The sequence below is a fragment of the Candidatus Accumulibacter sp. ACC007 genome (genome assembly GCF_907163205.1).
GTDB lineage: Bacteria > Pseudomonadota > Gammaproteobacteria > Burkholderiales > Rhodocyclaceae > Accumulibacter > Accumulibacter regalis.
The window spans coordinates 943,325-964,282 of the sequence record NZ_CAJQUD010000001.1; the positions used below are offsets into that span (position 1 = coordinate 943,325).

At 64.6% G+C, this 20,958-nt stretch carries 16 protein-coding genes; 4 read left to right on the plus strand and 12 right to left on the minus strand.

The window, feature by feature from the left end; all coding sequences use genetic code 11:
• Positions 1-4: 4 nt before the first annotated feature.
• From QZ634_RS04045 to nhaD, 3 genes are all read right to left on the minus strand, one after another.
• Entirely contained in the window at positions 5-1,888 is a 1,884-nt protein-coding gene (locus QZ634_RS04045) for an Hsp70 family protein (RefSeq protein ID WP_291985789.1), read from the minus strand.
• Positions 1,885-2,448, minus strand: coding sequence for a DUF2760 domain-containing protein (locus tag QZ634_RS04050; RefSeq protein ID WP_291985791.1), 564 nt, complete (start codon positions 2,446-2,448; stop codon positions 1,885-1,887). The genes QZ634_RS04045 and QZ634_RS04050 overlap by 4 nt, the downstream gene beginning before the upstream one ends.
• 572 nt (positions 2,449-3,020) lie before the next feature.
• Positions 3,021-4,472 (minus strand): sodium:proton antiporter NhaD, encoded by a 1,452-nt coding sequence (gene nhaD, locus QZ634_RS04055; RefSeq protein WP_291985793.1) that lies wholly within the window; start codon positions 4,470-4,472, stop codon positions 3,021-3,023.
• A gap of 317 nt (positions 4,473-4,789) precedes the next feature.
• Here nhaD and kefC point away from each other — a divergent pair, with 317 nt between their 5' ends.
• Positions 4,790-6,628 carry a glutathione-regulated potassium-efflux system protein KefC gene (kefC, locus tag QZ634_RS04060; RefSeq protein ID WP_291985795.1) on the plus strand — a complete coding sequence of 613 codons (1,839 nt, stop codon included), beginning with the start codon at positions 4,790-4,792 and terminating at the stop codon, positions 6,626-6,628.
• Positions 6,629-6,674: 46 nt separating this feature from the next.
• Here kefC and QZ634_RS04065 read toward each other — a convergent pair whose 3' ends face one another.
• The 5 genes from QZ634_RS04065 to amrB form a co-directional block, all read right to left on the minus strand.
• Positions 6,675-7,721 carry a toll/interleukin-1 receptor domain-containing protein gene (locus QZ634_RS04065; RefSeq protein ID WP_291985797.1) on the minus strand — a complete coding sequence of 349 codons (1,047 nt, stop codon included), beginning with the start codon at positions 7,719-7,721 and terminating at the stop codon, positions 6,675-6,677.
• 116 nt (positions 7,722-7,837) lie between these two features.
• On the minus strand, positions 7,838-8,521 hold the full coding sequence (locus QZ634_RS04070) for a hypothetical protein (protein ID WP_291985799.1): 684 nt from the start codon (positions 8,519-8,521) through the stop codon (positions 7,838-7,840).
• Complete coding sequence (amrS, locus tag QZ634_RS04075; RefSeq protein WP_291985801.1) at positions 8,518-9,627, minus strand: AmmeMemoRadiSam system radical SAM enzyme; 1,110 nt, start codon at positions 9,625-9,627, stop codon at positions 8,518-8,520. Before amrS ends, QZ634_RS04070 begins: the two co-directional genes overlap by 4 nt.
• Positions 9,600-10,160, minus strand: a complete 561-nt coding sequence (gene amrA / locus QZ634_RS04080) for an AmmeMemoRadiSam system protein A (RefSeq protein WP_291985803.1) — start codon at positions 10,158-10,160, stop codon at positions 9,600-9,602. The genes amrS and amrA overlap by 28 nt, the downstream gene beginning before the upstream one ends.
• Positions 10,150-10,986 carry an AmmeMemoRadiSam system protein B gene (gene amrB, locus QZ634_RS04085; RefSeq protein ID WP_291985805.1) on the minus strand — a complete coding sequence of 279 codons (837 nt, stop codon included), beginning with the start codon at positions 10,984-10,986 and terminating at the stop codon, positions 10,150-10,152. The genes amrA and amrB overlap by 11 nt, the downstream gene beginning before the upstream one ends.
• Positions 10,987-11,137: 151 nt before the next feature.
• Here amrB and ispD point away from each other — a divergent pair, with 151 nt between their 5' ends.
• Both ispD and ispF read left to right on the plus strand, forming a co-directional pair.
• Complete coding sequence (gene ispD, locus QZ634_RS04090; RefSeq protein WP_291985807.1) at positions 11,138-11,836, plus strand: 2-C-methyl-D-erythritol 4-phosphate cytidylyltransferase; 699 nt, start codon at positions 11,138-11,140, stop codon at positions 11,834-11,836.
• Positions 11,833-12,312 (plus strand): 2-C-methyl-D-erythritol 2,4-cyclodiphosphate synthase, encoded by a 480-nt coding sequence (gene ispF / locus QZ634_RS04095; RefSeq protein WP_291985809.1) that lies wholly within the window; start codon positions 11,833-11,835, stop codon positions 12,310-12,312. Before ispD ends, ispF begins: the two co-directional genes overlap by 4 nt.
• Before the next feature lie 51 nt (positions 12,313-12,363).
• Here ispF and QZ634_RS04100 read toward each other — a convergent pair whose 3' ends face one another.
• On the minus strand, positions 12,364-13,383 hold the full coding sequence (locus QZ634_RS04100) for a TIR domain-containing protein (RefSeq protein WP_291985811.1): 1,020 nt from the start codon (positions 13,381-13,383) through the stop codon (positions 12,364-12,366).
• 71 nt (positions 13,384-13,454) lie between these two features.
• A complete protein-coding gene (locus tag QZ634_RS04105) occupies positions 13,455-14,390 on the minus strand; it encodes an N-acetylmuramoyl-L-alanine amidase (RefSeq protein ID WP_291985813.1) in 936 nt (311 codons plus the stop codon).
• A 479-nt stretch (positions 14,391-14,869) separates the two neighbouring features.
• On the opposite strand from QZ634_RS04105, the gene QZ634_RS04110 reads away from it, so the two are divergent.
• Positions 14,870-17,449: a glycogen/starch/alpha-glucan phosphorylase gene (locus tag QZ634_RS04110; RefSeq protein ID WP_291985816.1), complete on the plus strand. Its 2,580-nt coding sequence runs from the start codon at positions 14,870-14,872 to the stop codon at positions 17,447-17,449.
• A 141-nt stretch (positions 17,450-17,590) separates the two neighbouring features.
• Here QZ634_RS04110 and QZ634_RS04115 read toward each other — a convergent pair whose 3' ends face one another.
• The gene (locus tag QZ634_RS04115) at positions 17,591-19,549 is read right to left on the minus strand and encodes an alpha-1,4-glucan--maltose-1-phosphate maltosyltransferase (RefSeq protein WP_291985818.1); all 1,959 of its coding nucleotides are present in this window, start codon (positions 19,547-19,549) and stop codon (positions 17,591-17,593) included.
• A gap of 148 nt (positions 19,550-19,697) precedes the next feature.
• Positions 19,698-20,906, minus strand: a complete 1,209-nt coding sequence (gene glgA, locus QZ634_RS04120) for a glycogen synthase (protein WP_291985820.1) — start codon at positions 20,904-20,906, stop codon at positions 19,698-19,700.
• Positions 20,907-20,958 lie beyond the last annotated feature (52 nt).

A 20,958-nucleotide genomic window follows, 5' to 3' on the forward strand; every position in this document is an offset into this window, starting at 1 on the left:
GCATTCAGCCTGCTGCGTTCACTGCACTGCCGCCGGCGTCGCGCGCGTCGCGTGCGTCGCGCGCATCGAACTCGACTTTCCAGCGCTGCGGACCATCGTGCGGCAGCGCTTCGAGTTCGAGTGTGCCGGCCTCGGTGACCCGCGCGTGCAGTCTGACGCGCACCACTTCGCCGTTGGCGCGACCTTCGGCGGGCAAGGTGGTCTGGATTTCGGCGAGTTCCTGCAATTCATCGGGCTCCCAGTCGTCGAGCAGGGTGCCGACCTGGTCCTGGCGGCGAACCGACGAGCCAAAGAAGCGGAAGCGTACCGCTTCGCCGACGACCAGCCCGAACTCCTGCTCGGGAAGCGCGGCGTCGCTGCCTTCTTCCATGCCGAACGGCGCCAGGCACAGCGCCTGCACCGGCGGCAGCATGCCGGGCACGGCGGGCATCACCGATTCGATCGCCACATAGTACGAACGCGCCGTACCGCCACGGATGCGCACACCCTGGCCACGACGAACGTAGCCGTAATAGGCGCCGCCACGGGCGACCGCCAGGTCGAGGTCGGCCCCTTCCAGCGGGCGGGCCGGTGGCGCGCCCTCGGCGGCGAGCCAGGAGTTGATCGTCGCCAGCGTGCGCTCGGCGAGCAGTTCCGACTTGAAGACGCCGCCGTTGAACAGCACCGCCGTCGGATGAAGGAAAGTGGCGCCTTCCGGCAGGGCGCCGGTGAAGCCCTCAAGGTCGGCCGTCGCGGCGACCTGGCGCGCCAGGAAAGCGGCCAGGTGACGGGTGATCGCCGCGTCGTGTGCGTAGGGCAGGCCTAGCTGGGTCAGGCCGGCGCGACCGCGTACCTGCGGACGGTCACCGATTTCGGCGTCCGGGAAAAAGCCTTCGAGCAGGGTGGCGGTGAGTTCGGCGCGCGTCAGTTCGCTGCGCAGCGAGCCTCCGATCAACTTGGCGCCGCGGCTGGCGATGACCAACGGCACTTCGCCGAGCGACGCGTCGTTGAGCAGCGCTTCCTTGGCCGCGCGGCAGGCATGGGTCAGCGCGCGTAGTTGCCAGGCGTCGGTCTTGATCCCCTGCGCGCCGAGCTTGCTGGCCACGGCGAAGGCCAGCGCCAGGTCCATGTTGTCGCCACCGAGCAGGATGTGCTCGCCGACCGCGACCCGGTGCAGTTCGAGAACGCCGTCGCGTTCGAGAACCGCGATCAGCGAGAAGTCGCTGGTCCCGCCACCGACGTCGGCGACGAGAATGATCTCGCCCGGCTGTACCTGCTTGCGCCAGTTTCCGCCACTTTTCTGAATCCAGCTGTACAGCGCCGCCTGTGGCTCCTCGAGCAGGATCATGTGTTCGCAGCCTGCCGTCCTGGCCGCTTCGGCACTCAGCTCGCGTGCCGCCGGATCGAAGGAAGCGGGGATGGTGACGACGATTTCCTGGTCGACGAAGGGCGCCTCGGGATGGGCCTGATCCCAGGCCGCGCGCAAATGCGTGAGGTAGCGCAGGGAGGCTTCGAGCGGCGACAGGCGTGCCACTTCCGGCGGCGCGTCGTGCGGCAGGATATCCGCGCGGCGGTCGACGCCGGCGTGGCAGAGCCAGCTCTTGGCGCTCGACACCAGCCGGATCGGCGTTGCCGCACCGCGGCTGCGCGCCATTTCACCGACCGCGTAGTCCAGCTCGGCGGTCCACGGCAGACTCAGGTCGCCGGGTGCCAGTTCGCTGGCATGGGGCAGGTAGATGAACGACGGCAGCAGCCCGGGCGACTGGACCGAACCGGGCGCCGTCAATTGCGGGATCGGCAATATTTCCTGCACGACCTGCTCGCCGTCGCTGTTGGCGATGTCGACGTACGACAACGCACAATGGGTGGTACCGAGATCGATACCGATGGAGAACTTTGCTTCGCTCATAGTTCAACCTCCGCCGGAGCGACGATGTGCAGATCGTGGCTGCCGGCCAGTTTGGGCAGGCGTGTTTCGATGACCCGCCAGCCGCGGTGGGTGATGTGGCCGTTGAAGGGCGGCTCACCGACGACGTTGCCGGTGATACGAATCGCCGCGGCGTCGAAGCCTTCCGGCAGGGTGATCGCGCTGCCTTCGTCTTCGTCGCGTACCGGGTCGATGCTGAAGTTGTCGCTGAGCACCTTGCGGCAGCCTTCGTGGACCAGGCGCGCAGCCGCGCCGACGTCGGCATCGGGATAGGCGGCGACGTCCTCCTGAATGAAATCGATGAACCGGGCCTCGCGCTGCAAAAGACCGAGAAGCTGCAGCGCGCCGTCGGGGGGCGCTTCCTTGAGGAGCGGGGCCGCAGGCTTCGCCGCGGCGGCCGCGTCGTCGGCCGTCCTGCCGTGTCGCTCGGCGAGCCGCAGCGCCTGGACGCCGCCGGCAAACTCGCTATTGCCGATGATCTTGAAAAAGCTGGCGATGGCAATGCCGATTCGGCTGAAAAAGTGTGGATTGTCTGGCTTCATGGAGGGGTCCTGGTATTTGCCGCCGCGGCGGCTCGGTGACAGGCTTCAACACTCGGCTGCGCTAGCGCCAGAACTGGCGGCTGCTTCGCGCCGGGTGTTGGGGGAAATGGAAAGAGGGGCAAAGAACTGCGGGACATTTCGTCTGGCTTGCGCATGGTAGCCATGGCCGCAGGGATACGCAACGCCGGGCGGATGGTGGCTACGCGCGCTGCGCTGGCCATTGGCCTTCAGGCACGTTTGCTGCGCTGCAATATAAACGATTTTGGCGAATCCGGGTAGTGGGGTAGTGGGGTGGCTGGGGTAGGATGGCGGAGGTCGCGGCGCTAGCCGAGGGTCGCCGCGGCAGGTGCGCGATTCGTCTGGCTGATGTGGCGCACCAGGAACCAGTAGTCAGAGAATGGAAGTGGATTGCCGCATCGGCGACGCCTCCTCGCCATGACGGTGGCTGGGGAGCGGTTGCCCGGACTTGGCGACGCGGGGAGCGGCATGGACGGGGCGAACTCCAGCCACCCCACGGTTTCCGCGCTGCTGTCAGCGGTGGAGGAAAGTCTCATCAAGAACGCACCAGCACACTAGAACAGCGCGCTGTTGATCCACATGTGCGTGGCGATGCTGGCTGCGTAGCCGAGCGCGATGACCGGCGCCCATTTGAGGTGGCCGAAAAAGGTGTACTTGCCGCGTGCCTGCCCCATCAGAGCCACCCCCGCGGCCGAACCGATGGACAGCAGGGAGCCACCCACCCCCGCGGTGAGCGTGACCAGCAGCCATTGCCCCGTCGACATGTCCGGCAACATGGTCAGCACCGCGAACATCACCGGAATGTTGTCGACCACCGCTGACAGGAGGCCGATCGCGATATTGGCGTTGGTCGCACCCCAATCGACATACATCACCTTGGAGGCCATCGCCAGGTAGCCGATGAAGCCAAGGCCGCCCACGCAGAGCACCACGCCGTAGAAGAAGAGCAGGGTATCCCACTCGGCCCGGGCAATCTTGTTGAACACGTCGAATGCCGGCAGGCTGCCAAACTGTTCGTCGTTTCGCATTTCGGTGAGGAATTGAGCCCGGGTCATGCCGTGCTCGAGGTGCACGGTCTTCTTCAGGAAGTAGCCAAAGAACTGCAGATAGGCCAGGCCGGTGAGCATGCCGACGACCGGTGGCAAATGCAGGAAGGTGTGGTAGCTGACGGCGGTTACGATGGTCAGCAGGAAAAGCGCGATGATGCGCCTGGCGCCGCGTTTCATCACCACTGCCTGACCGCCACCGTGGGGTTGTGCGTTCGGGACGGTGACCGACATGATGGCCGCCGGCAGCAGCCAGTTAACCAGAGCGGGAATGAACAGGGCAAAGAAGGCGCCGAACCCGACCACGCCCTGCGGCGTCTCGATCTCTTTCTGCCAGACCATCAGGGTCGTGATGTCGCCAAACGGGCTGAAGGTGCCACCGGCGTTTGCCGCCACCACAATACTGATGCAGGCGACCAGGACGAACTTGGTATTCTCGCCGCCGACCGCCATCACCACCGCACACATCAGCAGCGCCGTGGTCAGGTTGTCGGCGACGGGGGAGATGAAGAATGCCAGCGCGCCGGTTATCCAGAAGAGTGTGCGCAGCCCGTAGCGCTTCTTGATCAGCCACGAGCGCAGGGCACCGAACACATTGCGCTCGCTCATGGCGTTGATGTAGGTCATGGCGACGAGCAGGAAGAGCATCAGCTCGGCGTATTCGAGCAGATTATGCCGTACCGCCACTTCGGCAACATGGTTTATGCCGTGGTCGGCATAAACGATGGCGATCAGCGCCCAGATAAGGCCGGCGGCAAGGATCACGGGTTTGGACTTGCGCAGATGCGTGAATTCTTCCGCCATCACCAGTGCGTAAGCCAAACCAAACAGGACCAGGGCGGTGAAACCGACCCAGTGGGAGGTCAGGTCGAGGCGCCCTCCCTCCGCTGCCGAGGCCCAGGCGGGAAGCGGCGACAGAAATAACAGCTGAGGGACGAGCAGGCGCTCTAGCCTTGTCATTACCGGTCTCCTTGATTCCCGGCAGCTTCCGATCAGTCTCCGATCGGGGACAGCATCGCGACTGTCGCCGTCGGCAGCTTTCGATTCTCAAGCACGCAGCATACGGGGTCCCTTGTACCATTAAAAGGGGTTGGCCCCGGGTCAGGGTCGCGCGTCGACGTCTCGGTTCCGGCCTCGCAGTCCCGGGAAAGGCTTTTTGCTCGCATTGCGCGCCTGCGCCGCCTGTAATTTTTGGCAGTCAATGGCATCATCTGTGCCGCATGCGCCTTCTACGAGGCTCGCCAACACCTTCGATCATCTCCTGAGTATCCGAGACCATGGAAAACGCACCGGCCTGGCTGGTCAATAGCTTCATCTACCTCAGCGCTGCGGTGATCGCCGTGCCGCTGAGCAAGGCGCTGGGCCTCGGCGCGATCATCGGCTATCTGGCGGCGGGGATGGCCATCGGGCCCTGGGGCCTGGCCCTGGTCACGAACGTCGAGGACATCCTCCATTTCGCCGAGTTCGGCGTCGTGCTGATGCTTTTCCTGGTCGGTCTGGAACTCGACCCCAAACGCTTGTGGAGCATGCGGCGGCCGATCTTCGCCTGGGGCGGCGCGCAGGTTCTTGGCTGCGCCGCGGTGCTCGCCGCGCTGGCCATGCTCAGTGGGGTGCCCTGGCGTATCGCACTGGTGGCCGCGCTGGGGCTGGCGCTCTCGAGCACGGCGATTGCCCTGCAGGTGATGGGCGAACGTAATCTGATGCCGACCTCCAGCGGTCGCTCGGTCTTTGCCATTCTGCTCTTCCAGGACGTCGCGGCGATCCCGATCCTGGCGCTGCTGCCATTGCTGGCCACCGGCGTCGTTGGCGATGTGGGCGAAATGCACGTCAACCACTGGCTGGAAGCGGCTCGGATCGTCGGCGTGATCGCCGCCATCGTGCTTGGCGGGCGCTTGCTGCTGCGCCCCCTGCTGCGCTGGATTGCGCGCTCGCGGACGCCCGAAATTTTTACCGCGGCGTCGCTGTTGCTGGTCGTCGGCATTGCCGGCCTGATGCACCAGGTGGGATTGTCGATGGCCCTGGGAGCCTTTCTGGCCGGCGTGCTGCTCGCCGAGAGCGAATACCGGCGGGCACTGGAAACCGACATCGAACCGTTCAAGGGCCTGCTCCTGGGACTGTTCTTCATCGCCGTCGGGATGAGCATCGACTTCGCCGTATTGATCGCCTCGCCACTGCAGATGGCCGCCATTGTCGTCTCTTTTTTGGCCCTCAAGGCCGGGGTCATCTACACCCTCGCCTGGCAGATGGGAGTGTCGTTCCAGGATCGGCCCGTGTTCACGCTGCTTCTCGCGCAAGGCGGAGAATTCGCTTTCGTCGTCTTCCAGGCGGCTGTCGGCGCGCGCGTTTTTACGCCCGCAACGGGCTCTCTGCTGATTGGCGCGGTGGCCGTATCGATGCTCGTCTCGCCGCTGCTGCTGGTGGCCGTCGACAAATGGCTTCTGCCGCGTTACGCCAGCCGACGGAAAGTTGCTCTTGAAGAGATCTCGGAAGCCCAGGACGCGCCGATCCTGATTGCGGGTTTTGGCCGTTACGGGCAGATCGTCACCCGCGTGATGCTCGCCGAGGGGATCGCCTGCACGATTCTCGACCACGACGCGGAGATGGTCGAGGCCGCGCGCAGCTTCGGCTACCGGGTCTTCTACGGCGACGCCGGGCGGCTCGACCTGCTGCGTACGGCAGGGGCAGCCCGCGCGCGGGTGCTGGTGCTGGCGGTCGACGACGTCTACCAGTCGCTGAAGATCGTCGACCTGGTGCGCGAGCATTTCCCGAACCTGGAAATCGTTGCCCGCGCACGTGACGTGACCCACTGGCACCGCTTGCGTGACCATCAGGTGACGCGTGTCCAGCGCGAGCTGTTCGAATCGAGCCTGTGCAGTGCGCGTGGCGTGCTCGAGTTGCTCGGCCTTACGGCGGCTGACGCCCTGCTGACGACGACACGTTTTCGTGCCCACAACCTGGAGCTGTTTGAACGCATGCATCCCCACCACGAGGACCGCGCCCGGATGATTGCCGTGGTCAAGGAGGGACGCCAGCAACTGGAGGAACAGATGGCGCAGGAGCGGCTGGAGCGGGGCGGACGCCAACACCAGCAGGAACCACCGACCGCGGACTGCTGACGCTCACGCTTGTCTTCTGCGCGCGCCGGGTGTGCCCTCGGCGATTCTACAAACTCGCGTGAACGTCCTGTGCAGCAACCGGCAGCTGATCGAGGCGTTCCTCGACGCAGACGCATTGATTCAGTGTCTGCAGCCACAGGGGAAGGCCGGGACTGATGCTCCTCCAGTAGAGCGGGATGAGTAGACCGAAGCCAGAGCGCTTGTTGCGTAGCCGGGCAATATTCAGCTCCTCCTGGCATTCAGGCGATGCGAAGTAGGCCGGACTGAGAATGGACACAACTCTCCGGCAACTCTCGATGGCGCGATCGATTTCGTCCTGGTACGACTTGCCTTTCTGAATCGCGAGGCGAAAGTCGAACACGGTTCTTGCGGGGTCGATTGCCGCGAGTTCGTTCTTGAACGCGTCAGCAGCGTTTGCGTTGTGGCTGCTGAAGCTCAGAAACACGTCGTAGTCTTGCGCACGCGGAGGCGGGACGCTGAGCGCGGCGCGTGGCGTCGCCGAGCCGTCGTCGCCCTGGCCGAGCTGGTCCATCAACGCCTTCAACAACGGGATGCGACCCGAATTGCGCTCGAAGATCATTAGCTCGGAGATGGGCAAGCCACGGCGCATCCATTGGATCGATGCGCCGAGGAGGGACTCCATCATTACCAGCGGAGACCAGCGTTGGTCGCCCGAGCTGAGAATGGGCATCGCGACGCGTTGATCCTCTCGATCCGACAGGAAAGGGAAGAGGCCGCGAAAGAGCGCTCCCACCGCTTCGGGCGGGCTGCCGAGGTCGCGGGGCTCGAAGACAGCGAGGCGACGCGCGCCGCGCCACGTGAAGCGATCGGCGAGTTCGTGGGAGAGCCAGAAGCCGGATGTGTGCCGCAGGTCAACGGCTTTGTCTCGCGCCAGCTCGGCCACCGACAGACCGCTTCGCTGCAAGGCGCCGATCAGGGATGTGGCTGTCGGGGTATAGTCGTTGGGGAAGGCGGAGGTCAGGAGAAGATCGACGGCCTCGTTGGGTCCCAGTTCGGTGAGGTCGCCCTGAACCAGTGATATCACCCGCTCGGTCTTTCCATCGAACACCGTTATCGAAGCTACTTTTTCCATTGCAGTCTCCTGGTTGGATCCTGGTCTCCGTCATATCTTTCGCTTGTCGAGCGCGATGCTCCGGTCACCGGGTGTTGCCGTCCCGGCGTCACACGGCCCTCTGCACGGCCCCGCCCCTACCCGCGCGCCGTCGTGACAACCGCTGGCAGGTGGTGCACGAACCAGTGCGCCGTTTCGCGCGCGACCCACTCGAAGGCGACGGCCGAATCGGGGGCGTCGGCGCTCGCCGGCAGCAGCTTCAACTCCTTGCGCCCGGTGAGTTCGCGTAGTGCGCGGCGGTTGCTGGTTTCGACGCGCTGTTCGCCGTCGCCGACGAGGACCAGCAGCGGCGAGGCCAGCGTGCGCAGGTAGAGCATGCCGGCAAGGTCGATCAGGCCACCGCGGCAGACGATGGCGTAAATGTCGCGATCACGGATGGCGGCCGCGCGCACGATCACCGGCGAGCAGTCGCCGGCGGCGCTGAGGCCAACCGGCAGGCTGGGCAGCTCGTCGAGGAGCATCCGCTGCCTGAGAACGGTGAGGCCGTCGACCAGGCGGCTGGCGAGGAGCGAAACGTTGTGATGATTGTCGGCGAAGCGATCTTCGCTGCGGGTCAACAGGTCGAAGCTCAGGGTGCCGACGCCGGCATGGCGGAGGATGACGGCGAGGGCGTCGTCGCGGGCTTCGGGATTCGGCCCGGCGTGGGCCAGGACGACCAGCGCCGAGGGCCGTGCGGGCAGGGTCAGGTCGGCGTGCAGGCGCACACCGCCGCTGTCGATGGCCATCGTCGTTGCCCCGGCAGTGGCGCTCGCTTCGCTCACCGGCGCACCAGCCTGACCGGCACGCGACGGGGACCGAAAGGCTTGCCGAAACGCGCAAAATAACCGGCGATCGGCGTCGTGCAATGCGGACAGCGACCGTTGCTCGGCAGATCGTAATGGCGGATGTTGTACCAGTCGCGCTCGATCAGCGCCGCCTGGCACTGCGGGCAGAAGGTGGTGCCGCCTTCGGTGTCATGCACGTTGCCCGTGTAAACATAGTTCAGGCCGGCGTCCATGGCGATGCGCCTGGCCTGGGTCAGCGTCGATGGCGGCGTCGGCGGCAGGTTGCTCATTTTCCAGTCGGGGTGGAAGGCCGAGAAGTGCAGCGGCACGTTCGCGCCCAGCTCGCGCGCCACCCAGTCGGCGAGTGCCTTGACCTCGGTTGGCGAGTCGTTGCGGCCGGGGATCAGCAGGGTGGTGATTTCCAGCCAGCAGTTTGTTTCATGGTGGATGTAGGCGAGGATGTCGAGTACCGGTTGCAGGTGGCCGCCGCAGAGCTTGAAGTAGAAGTCGTCGGTGAAGGCCTTGAGGTCGACGTTGGCCGCGTCCATGACCGCGAAAAAATTGCGTGCTGGCTCGGGATGGATGTAGGCAGCGGTGACGGCGACGGTCTTGATGCCATTTGCGCGGCAGGCGACGGCGGTATCGATCGCGTACTCGGCGAAAATCACCGGGTCGTTGTAGGTGAAAGCGACCGATTGCGCGCCGTAGGCGGCGGCCGCGGCGGCGATTCCCTCCGGGCTGGCGGCGTCGAGCAGGCGGTCCATATCCTTGGACTTGGAGATGTCCCAGTTCTGGCAGAACTTGCACGCCAGGTTGCAGCCGGCGGTGCCGAAGGAAAGAATCGACGAGCCGGGATAGAAGTGGTTGAGCGGCTTCTTCTCGATCGGGTCGATGCAGAAGCCCGACGAGCGACCGTAGGTGGTGAGCACCATTTCTCCGGAAACGTTCTGGCGGACGAAGCAGGCGCCGCGCTGGCCGTCATGCAGCTTGCAGTCGCGCGGGCAGAGGTCGCACTGGATACGCGCGTCGGCGATGGCGTGCCACCAGCGCGCCGGGTGTGCCGATTCGGGGGTTTTCAGCGAGTCGTTGAGGTCTCTTTCCATTTTCGTACTCCATAACGCGCCAGGGTGAGCTCCGGGTGCCAGAAATCGGCGGCCAGGCCGGCTTTCAGCTTGAGCTGGGCCAGGAATTGCCGGGGGTCGGCGAGCGCCTCCCAGACCTGCGGCAGGAAAGTGGCCCGTCGCCGCCCATAGCTCAGGATCAGGCCATCGACACCCGGCCGCAGGCGGGCCAGCGCGTCTTCTTCGCTGCTGACCGGGAAGGGTTCGGCTGGCGTCAGCAAGGAAACCTCGACGCGCGTGTGCGCCAACTCCCGCTCGCTCAGCGGCGGGAAGCGCGGGTCGCGAAAGGCGGCGGCGAAGGCGTTCTCGGCAACGTCTCTGGCCAGCGGCCGCTGTGCTTCGAGACTGCCGATACAGCCGCGCAAGGCACCGTCCTGGGTCAGCGTCACGAAGCTCGCCCCGGGCTCGGCGAGTTCCGGCGTCGCGGCCACCGGTCTTGCCGGCAATCCGAATTTTGCGGCAATGGCGTTGCGCGCGCTGACCAGCAGGGCGCTGCCGAGGGGGTCAGTGGGCATCGGTGTTCACCGGCGTGAAGGCAAAGGCGCCGTAGCCGACGACGCGCGACCTGTCGCCGGCGGTGTCGCCGGAATTGCGCAGGTCGAGGAGGCGCGCCTGCAGCCCGTGCCGGCGCGCCGCCAGCAGGAGGCCATTGACCGGCGTCGCGCCGCAGGCCTGTTGATGGTCGAGCTGTGCGTCGAGGGCGACGATGTGCCGGGCGGTTTCATTGTCCGTCTTGCGGGCGACTGCGTAGGGAAGGTAATGCGAGAGGTCGGAACTGATCACGAGCAGCGTCTCGTCGCCGCCCCAGAGGGTCTCGAGCACTTCGGCGACCTCTGCCGCGGAGGCACGACCGACGGCCAGCGGCACCAGCGTAAAACGTTCCAGTACCGTCTGCAGGAAGGGCAGCTGCACTTCCAGCGAGTGTTCCATGGCGTGCGCGGCGTCGCTGACGACGACCTGCGGCAGGTGTGCGACGCTGGCGATGGCCGCCATGTCCAGCGCAACGTCGCCCAGTGGCGTGGCGAAGGCAGTGGCCGAAGGCAGCGCCAGCCCGGCGACGGCGACGCGGTGCGTCGGACCGAGCAGCACGACGCGCCGGATGCTGGCGCGCAGCGCGTGCAGTGGTGCGTAGACGCTGGCCGCGATGGGCCCTGAATAGACGTAGCCGGCATGCGGCGCGATGATCGCTTTCGGTCGCCCATCCAGCCTCTCGCGCGTCTCCTGCGTCACTGGCGTATCGCCGAGCAGCCGGCGAAGATCGCGCGCCAGAACGCTGGCTGATCCGGGATAGAAGGTGCCGGCGACTGCGGCCGGACGAATGCCGGCGGTCGAGTGTGTCATCTGGTCAATCCTTGAAGAGTGGGGCTCAAGCAGGGCCGGCGGCACAGGCATCGACCTCGATAACGGAAAAATCACCCGCTGGCGTGAGTCTGTGCGCAGCGCTGCGTGTTCATTTCGGTATCCGCCTGCCTACTTTGGTTAAAATTACGCCATGCTACGTCACTACGCAATCGTCCCCGCCGCCGGCAGCGGCTCGCGCTTTGGCGGCGCAATGCCAAAGCAATACCAGACGCTCGCCGGCCGACCGCTGATCTATTACAGCCTGGCCGCTTTGTGTCGTTGCCCGCGCATCGACCGCGTCTGGGTCGTTCTCTCTCCGGACGACAGCTGGTGGCGGCAATACGACTGGACAAGTCTCGGCCACAAGCTGGAGACGGTTTTCTGTGGCGGGGCGAGCCGCTCGGCGAGCGTCGCCAATGGCCTGGCTGCCGCCGCGACCGCCGCCCACGACGACGACTGGGTGCTGGTCCACGACGCGGCACGCCCCTGCCTGTCGCAGGCCAACCTGCACGCCCTGTGCGACGAGCTGGCCGACGATCCGGTCGGCGGTATCCTGGCCGTGCCGCTGGCCGATACGCTCAAGCGCGCCGACGACGCGCAGCGCGTTGCGCGTACCGAGTCGCGCGACGGCCTGTGGCAGGCGCAGACACCACAGATGTTTCGCTACGGCCTGCTGCGCCGGGCGCTTGACGGATACCCGGATGGCACCGACGAAGCCTCGGCCGTCGAGGCCGCCGGCTTCAAGCCGCGACTGGTCGCGGGCGACAGCAGCAACTTCAAGGTCACTTTTCCGGCTGACCTGCGTCTGGCGGAGCTGATCGTGCAGGGCAGGACGAGGGTGGACGAATGATTCGCGTCGGACAGGGTTGCGACATTCACGCGCTGGTCCCCGGCCGCAAGATGATCCTTGGCGGCGTCGACATCGCCCATGGCAGCGGGCTCCTCGGTCATTCCGATGCCGACGCGCTGGTGCACGCGATCATCGACGCCCTGCTCGGCGCCGCCGCACTGGGCAACATCGGCCAGCACTTTCCCGATAGCGATCCTCGCTATCGCGGCGCCGACAGCCGCGTCCTGCTGCGCGCCACCGTTGCGCTGCTGGCGCAGGCGGGCTGGCAGGTCGGCAACGTGGACGCGACGATCATCGCCCAGCAGCCGAAGATGGCGCCGTACCTGCCACAGATGGTCGCCAACATCGCTGCCGACTTGCAGGTGGCGGTGGACTGCGTGAACGTCAAGGCGAAGACCGCAGAAAAGCTGGGTTTTGTCGGGCGAGGGGAAGGCGTTGCTACCGAGGCGGTGGTGCTGATCAGCCAGCCGAGCTGAATCGGGTGCCGCCCCGAGGTCGCCGCCGAGCGATCGGCGATCGTCGCGCGATCACTGCCGCGGGACGCGCGCCAGATTGACGGGGCGCTCTTTCTGCGCGCTGTTCAACCACATGACCCCGGCCATCCTGGCGCCATCGGCGGCGATCGTTGCGTTGAGGTTTCCCGTATCGACCAGTACGTCGCCGGGACTGCTGACAATCTGTAGCGCGATGTCGATTACCAGTTGCTCTCCCGGACGGGCGCTGGCTCTTCCTTCGCCGCGGTAGCTTACGGCGTCGAGTTCGCTGCCGAAGCGCTCGCGCCAGAAGCTGCGGTAGTCGGCCCAGTCGGCCCTCTGGCCGATGGGCACGGGACGGCTGTTGAGCTCGACCCGTTCGCCGCTCTGTCGCAGCAACAGGAAGAGCGTCTCGTCGGGGGATAGTGTGGCCGACCACGACCCGGTGACATCGGTGGCGGAAGGGCTGCCGGCAACACGCAGCGCGTACCAGCCGATGCCGAGCGCGAGTGGCACTGCCAGCACCGCCGCCACGACGAGCCATCGTCGGCTTGTGTGCCCGACGGCCTGGCTTGGAGTGGCTGAAGTGGGCGTGACAGCAGGCGGCGTGGCAACGCCAAGCGCGTGCAGGTCGTCGACCAGACGCTGGACGTCGTGGTGCCAGTCGTAGGCGCGCAGCGGGCGCCAGGTGAAATCGCCGATTCGGTTGAACGGCGCGGGCAGTTCGGCGGCTGGCGGCGGAGCAGCCACGTCGTCGCAAAGCAAAGGAATGAGGTGCGCACCGCCGGCCAGGGCGTCGGCCACTTCGCGGCGGATCGGGTCCGTGGGGTCGTCGATACGCAAGGCCCCGCGATCGTTGGTCGCGGCGAGCAGCTGCGGCGTGAGCAGCAGCAGGAGTATCGGCCGTGCCTTGAGCGTCTGCGCGATCTCCTCGCGCCAGCGGACGCCAGCGCGCAGATCATCCTTGTCGAGGAAAACCTGCTCGTCGCCAAAGACGGCGCCGAGATCACGCGCCAGGGCCGTCGCCTTGTCCTTGCCGTCGGACGAGCGGTAGCTGATGAACAATTGCGCCATTGGCCTGTGCTTGCTTCTTGCCGCTCAGCGCGGCCGGCGGGTCGGGCGCTTGCCGGCTCCGTGCCGATCACTCACGGCGCGTGACGGCGTGCCTTCTTGCCCTTGCCGCTTTTCTTGAGCTTGGCGACGGCGATGGTCGGGTCGGTTGACGCCGGGCCGGCGACGGTGAATCTCGGGAGCGCAATCCCACGGCCAGTGCTGGGAGCAATGTAGGCGTTGCTGACCCAGCCCTCGATTTCGGGGTCGGCGATGACCTCGACCAGGCTCCAGCGGTCACGTGCTTCGAGAAGGAGGAGCTCGCTGCCGCTCTTCAGCGCCGCCGCGACGCGTTCGAAACTGGCGTCGGGTCCTTTGCGGATGTTCAGGCTGCTGGCGGTGACCACGTAGCGCGGCGGTTCGTCCTGCTCGCGGCCGACTACCCGGCTACGTACCGCGGCCAGTGGAAACGCCGGACCCGGGTCGGTCTTGCGTCCGGGTGCGATGTCTTCGTGGCCGAGAATGTCCTGCAGACCATAGTGCTCGACGAGCAGGTCGGCGAGTTCGACGGCTCTTTCGATCTGCGCTTCCGTGTATGTGTGCCAGGGCGACACCGGGCCGCCGTTGCGATGCGCGGCGAGGGTGACCTCGTCGTCGGGATAGACTTTGGCAAACCACGCCTGGTATTGGCTGCCGACCTTCTTGAGCAGGCCGGCGTTGTCCATTTCGATGCCGATGGAGTGCGAGTTGAGTCCCACCAGACCGGCCCACTGGCTGACCCCGGCGTGCCAGGTGACGACGTTGAAGGGTGCCAGCTGCACGATCCGCCCGTCACGTCCGAGGACCACATGCGCCGACGCATTGCCCTGCGCCTTGCGCGTGCACAGCGACTCGACGGAGCTGTCCGTCGAGCGACCGGCGGTGTAATGGAAGATCAGATAGCTGGGCGCCATGATGCCGCCACAGTTGGGTGTGCTGCGATGGCTGACTAGATCGCCGACCAGTTGGTGGTTTTCGATTTTCAGAGTCATTGCTTGTCCTCGCGAGGGTTGAAACGGATCGAATACGGCGCATCAAGGATGCGCCACCGGAAACATTCCTGCGTGTCTGACTGCCTGCCCGTGAATCCTAGCACCCATCCATGGTCCGGGCATCGTGTTTGGTTGCCCGCGGCTGCATGCAAGCTTCCTGGCGTGAGCGCCAAGTGTGGCATCGATGTGCGGCGCAGATCTGCCCGCTGCGGGAAAACGCAGATCTTCGCGAGGGCGGCGCTCGGCCAGGTCACGCGCATTGTGACTGCAATCAAACGCCCCGGGCGGCGAAAGGGATGCCGGCTGCGATGTTATCTCCCGACGAGGAGCAGCGGCCCGCGAAAAAACCTCGTGCCGGGCGGTAGTCAGAGGCGCTAACTATGCTTTAGACTCGCCGCTGACGTGCCTTGCAAGGCAGAAAAAACGACGCTGCAAGCGTAATCGTTCGCAATCAAACCGCGTTATCGAGGGGTGTGGAGATGATTCAGAAGAAGCAGGATTCGGCCGGGGCGCGTTCGGCGCCGGTGGCGGTGCCGTTGGTAGGCAGGGACGACGAGCGCATGGGGCTCGGGGTCGAAGCGCTCAAGCGCGCTTTTCTCGACCGGCTGGTTTACTCGCAGGCGCGCTTTCCCGAGGTCGCCACCCGGCGTGACTGTTTCCAGGCGCTGGCCCTGGCCGTTCGCGACCGCCTGCTGCAACGCTGGGTACAAACGGCACGGACCTACCGGGACAAGGGCAGCCGTACGGTCTGCTACATGTCCGCCGAGTTCCTGATCGGTCCGCAACTGGGTAACAATCTGATCAATCTCGGCATTTTCGACAACGCTCGACAGGCGATGGCCGAACTCGGGCTCGATCTGGAGATGCTCCTCGATCAGGAGGAAGAGCCCGGGCTCGGTAACGGCGGCCTTGGGCGTCTCGCCGCGTGTTACCTCGATTCGCTGGCGACGCTGGAGATACCGGCGATTGGCTACGGCATCCGCTACGAGTTCGGCATTTTCACGCAGGCCATCCGCGACGGCTGGCAGGCCGAACTGACCGACAAGTGGCTGCGCTCGGGGAGCCCGTGGCTCATCCATCGTCCGAATGTCGCTTTCGATATCAAGATCGGCGGTCATACGGAACACCAGTACGAGGCCTCGGCGAGTCGTCGGCTACGTGTTCAGTGGGTGCCGGCCAAGGTCGTACGCGGCACGGCCTGGGACATGCCGGTGCTCGGATATGGCGTGAATACCCCGAACCGGCTCAGGCTGTGGAGCGCCGAGGCGCCGGAGGAATTCGATTTCGCGGCCTTCAACGCCGGCAATTACTACCAGGCAGTCGATGCAGAAGTGCTCTCCGAGACGCTGACCAAGGTCCTCTACCCGAACGACGAGATGGAAGCGGGCCAGACCCTGCGCCTCGAGCAGCAGTACTTCTTCGTCGCCTGCTCGTTGCGCGACATGATTCGTCTGCAACTGCAGCGTGAGGCGGATCTCAGTCGTTTCCACGAAAAGTTCGTCGTCCAGCTCAACGATACGCACCCGTCGATCGCGGTCGCCGAACTGATGCATCTGCTGGTTGACGACTACGAGATGCTCTGGGACGAGGCGTGGTCGATCACCCAACGGACCTTCGCGTACACCAATCACACGCTGCTCCCCGAGGCGCTCGAGAAGTGGCCGCTGCGGCTGTTCCAGAAAACGCTGCCGCGGCATTACGAGATCATCTGCGAAATCAACGAGCGTTTCCTCGACGAGGTTCGCATCCGCTTCCCGGGTGACGAAGCCGTCCTCCGGCGCATGTCGCTGATCGACGAGGACGGCGCGCGCTACATCCGCATGGCGCACCTGGCTGTGGTCGGAAGTTTCGCCGTCAATGGCGTTGCCGCCCTGCACAGCGAACTCATCAAGTCCGACATCCTCAAGGATTTCTACGAGCTGTGGCCGGAGAAGTTCAGGAACAAGACCAACGGCGTGACGCCGCGTCGCTTCGTCCTGCTCGCCAATCCGACCATGTCGCAATTGATCGATGAGACGATCGGCAAGGGCTGGGTGACCGACATGATGCGCTTGCGCGAACTCGAACCATACGCCGACGATCCGGCCTTCCGCGAGAAGTGGCGCGGGATCAAGCGCGGCAACAAGGAGCACCTGGTGCGCGAGATCAAGCGCGTTGCCCACGCCGATGCCGATCCGGCATCCATGTTCGACGTCCAGGTCAAGCGGATTCACGAGTACAAGCGCCAGCACCTCAACCTGCTGCATGTCATCTCGCTCTACAAGCGACTGAAAGACAACCCGAATCTGGTGGTCGCACCGCGCACGGTGATTTTCGGTGGCAAGGCTGCGCCAGGTTATCGTATGGCCAAGCTGATGATCCGCCTGGCGACCGCAGTGGCCGACATCGTCGGCCGCGATCCGGCCATGCACGGCCGTTTGCAGGTCGTCTTCTTCCCCAACTACAACGTCAAGAGCGGTCAGTCGATCTTCCCCGCCGCCGACCTCTCCGAGCAGATCTCTCTGGCCGGCAAGGAGGCCTCCGGCACCGGCAACATGAAGTTCCAGATGAATGGTGCGCTGACCATTGGCACGCTCGACGGCGCCAATGTCGAGATCCTCGAACAGGTGGGCGACGAGAATTTCTTCCTCTTCGGGATGAACACGCCGGAAGTCAAGGAACTCCGCCGCTGTGGCTACCGCCCACGCGACTATTACGAAGCCAACCCGCACCTGCGTGACGTGATCGACCTGATCGGCTCGGGCTTCTTCACGCGTGGCGACCGTGATGTCTTCCGGCCGCTGGTCGACCACCTGCTCAACCACGACGAGTACATGCTCTTGGCTGATTTTCAGTCGTACATCGATTGCCAGGAAAAGGTCTCCGAGGCCTACATCGATTACGAACGCTGGTCGCGGATGTCGATCCTCAACGTCGCGCGCTCCGGTTTCTTCTCGTCCGATCGGGCGATCAAGGAATATTGCACCGACATCTGGCGCGTCGAACCGGTGCGCATCGAACTCACCGATCTCTCGGAAGACGATCTGCAGTTCAAGCGTGCGGCGGCGGGAGCGCCCTAAAGACAACGGCAGGCAGGGCAGGGGAACGATGCTTTTCCCCTGCCCTGCCTGCCGCGTGCTAAGCCAGGTTCACAATGAAATGGCGGCCACCTCCAGGCCGCCATTTCATTGGTCAGCGCCTGGCAGCGCTGGCCCGCGCCCCTACCAGCGGCGGATCTTGATGATGTGCGCCATGGTGTTGTGCGGGCTGAGTTCGACGTAGGCGGTCGGTCCGCTCCAGCGGTAGGTGCGATCAGAGAGCAGGTCGTGCGCCTGGTACTGCTCGTCCCAGCCGATGGCGAAGCTGTCGAGCGGGATCTGGAGGGTCGCCACCTGCTGGTGGTAGGGGTCGAGGTTGACGGCGCAGACGATGATGTCCGACCGGTCGTCGGTCATCTTGGCGTAGGCGATGATGTTCGGGTTGTCAGTGGCCAGGAAGAGCACGTTGTTGTAGTTGTGCAGGGCCGGTGATTCACGCCGGATCTGGTTGATGCGGGTGATGATGTCGACGATGTTTCCAGGTGCCCGCCAATTGCGCACCCTGACTTCGTATTTCTCCGAGTCCAGGTACTCTTCCTTGCCCTGAATCGCCGCGTTCTCGCACAGCTCGTAACCACTGTAGATGCCATAGACCGACGACAGGGTTGCCGCCAGAACGGCGCGCATGATGAACGCCGGGCGACCGCCGTACTGCAGGATCGGCGGCAGGATGTCCGGGGTATTGGCGAAGAAGTTGCCGGTGAAGTACTCCTTCATCTCGCCGTTGGTCAGCTCGTTGACGTACTCGGTGATTTCGTCCTTCTCGTTGCGCCAGGTGAAGTAGGTGTAGGACTGGGCGTAGCCGGCTTTGGCCAGCAGACGCATCATTTTCGGTTTGGTAAACGCTTCGGCAAGGAAGATCACGCCGGGGTGCTGGCGGTGCACCTGGCCGATCACCCATTCCCAGAAGGCGACTGGCTTGGTATGCGGATTGTCCACCCGGAAGGTGGTCACGCCCTTGTCGATCCAGAACAGGAAGACCCTGAGCATCTCCTGCCACAGGCCGGCGCGGTCGCTGGTTCCGAAGTTCAGCGGGTAGACGTCCTGGTATTTCTTCGGCGGGTTTTCGGCGTATTTGATCGAGCCGTCGGGGCGGTGGAAGAACCACTCCGGATGGGCTGCGACGTAGGGATGGTCGGGCGAGCAGTTCATCACGTAATCGAGCGCGATCTCGATTTCCAGCTCGCGGCAGGTGGCGACGAAGCGATCCCAGTCGTCCCAGGTGCCGAGCTTCGGCTCGAGGCCGGTGTGGCCACCGTGCTCGTTGCCGATGGCCCAGGGGCTGCCAACGTCAGACGGCTCGGCGGTGAGGCTGTTGTTCTTGCCTTTGCGGAAACTGTGGCCGATGGGATGGATCGGCGGCAGATAGATGACGTCGAAACCCATGGCCTTGATCTCGGGCAGGCGGCGGATGCTGTCCTGCAGGGTGCCGTGCTTGTGCGGAGTCGTGCTCTGCGAGCGAGGAAAGAATTCGTACCAGGCGGCAAAACGGCTGATCGGCCGGTTGACCATCACTTTCAGCGTCGGCGCCAGTTCGTAGCCCTCGCTACGATCCGGGTACCGGGCCATCAGGCTGTGCAGCACACCGCCAATTCCCAGGTCGACTGCGCCCTGCTGCTCACCGGCGCCGACGGCACTTTCCATGGCCCCGATGATACTTTCGATGCGCGCGCGGTCCTCGCCCTTGGCCATCGCTGCCGATTTCCTGATGATCGCCATTCCCTCGAGCAGTTCGCTTTCAAGCTTGGCGCCCGGCACGTTCTTCTTGCTGATCTCTTCGACCCACGACCGATAGTGATTGGCGTAGGCTTCGATGGTGTACTCCCAGGGGCCGATCTCGGTGACCGTGAATTCGCCGTACCAGTCGTCATTGAGAGCCAGCGTCAGCGGGCTTTCCTGCCACGCTTTCTCACCCACCTTGCGGGCCTTGAGCACGGCCGAAAGCTTGTCGTGTCCCTCCTTGTAGATGTCGGCGCTGACGGCGACTTTTTCGCCGACGACGCGTTTGATCGGATAGCGGCCACAGTCGATCTGCGGCTTTACCGCTTCAATATTTACGCGGGGGTAGTCCTGGGGAATCATCGATAGCGCTCCTTAATGCTGACCCGGCGACGCCGGGAGAATACGGTGAGAGGTGATCTGAACGGCGACGGCCCCTGCGGGCCGTCATGCGCAATCCCCTTGGCCCTGAGGCGAGTCCTCGCCAGCAGCCGAAAGGGTGCTCGAATCGCTACTTCAGCAGGGAATCGTAGAGGGTCCTGGTCTGCTGCGCAATGCTCGACCAGCTGAACACTTCGCGCGCGCGTTTCTGACCGGCCGAGGCCATCGAGTCGGCAAGCGCCGGGTCGTCGAGGATCTTGTTGATCGCCGTCGCCAGATCGCGTGAGAAGGCATCCGGATTCACCGGCTCGAACGGCGCCACGTGCAATTGCTCCAGCGGGACCAGGTAACCCGTCTCGCCATCGACGACGACCTCCTTGATGCCACCGACAGCACTGGCCACGACGGCCGTGTGACAGGCCATCGCTTCCAGGTTGATGATCCCGAAAGGCTCGTAGATCGACGGGCAGCAGAAGACCGTGGCATGCGAATACATCTGGATGACCTCGGGCTTGCTGAGCATTTCCCGGACCCAGATCAGGTTCCTGAAACCTTCCTGGCGAACCGCTTTGACTGCCGCCTCCATTTCGGCAAGAATTTCCTTGGTGTCCGGCGCGCCGGCACAGAGGACGACCTGCACGTCGGGGTGGATGTACTTGACGGCATTGACCATGTGCACGATGCCCTTTTGGCGCGTGATCCGGCCAACGAAGAGCACGAAAGGCCTGCTCGGGTCGACGCCGTGCTTTTCCAGGGCGTCGGTATCCGTCGTCGGATGGTACTGCTCGACCTTGATGCCGTTGTAGATCACCGCGATCTTGTCGGGGTCGATGTCGAAGTGCTCGAGGATGTCGGCCTTGGTTCCCTGCGACACGGCGATCACCGAGTCGGCCATCTGCAGTGAGGTGCGTTCGACCCACGACGACATGTCGTAGCCGCAGCCGAGTTGCTCGCGCTTCCATGGCCGCAGGGGTTCGAGCGAGTGCACCGTGTGCACCAGGGGAATACCGTAGAGATTCTTGGTCAGGATGCCGCCGAGGTGCGCGTACCAGGTGTGGACATGCACCAGGTCGGCGTCCACCTGTTCGCTCAGCGTCTCGAGGTTGGTTTCGAAGGTGTCGAGCGCGCCGCTGAGCTTCTTGTCGACGTGTGAAAAGCTGCCCTTGCCGAAAGGGTAGCCCTTGACGCGCACGCCACCGCTGACCGTGTCCTGGTCACCGAAACAGCGCACTTCCACGTGCATCAGTCTGGCCAGTTCATCGGCCAGGTACTCGACGTGAACGCCGGCTCCGCCGTAAACATTGGGAGGATACTCTCGCGTCAATAGCAGTACTTTCATGGCGGCACTTTCTATGCTGAGGTTGTGGAGTCGAACGCGACAGCAACGCGTC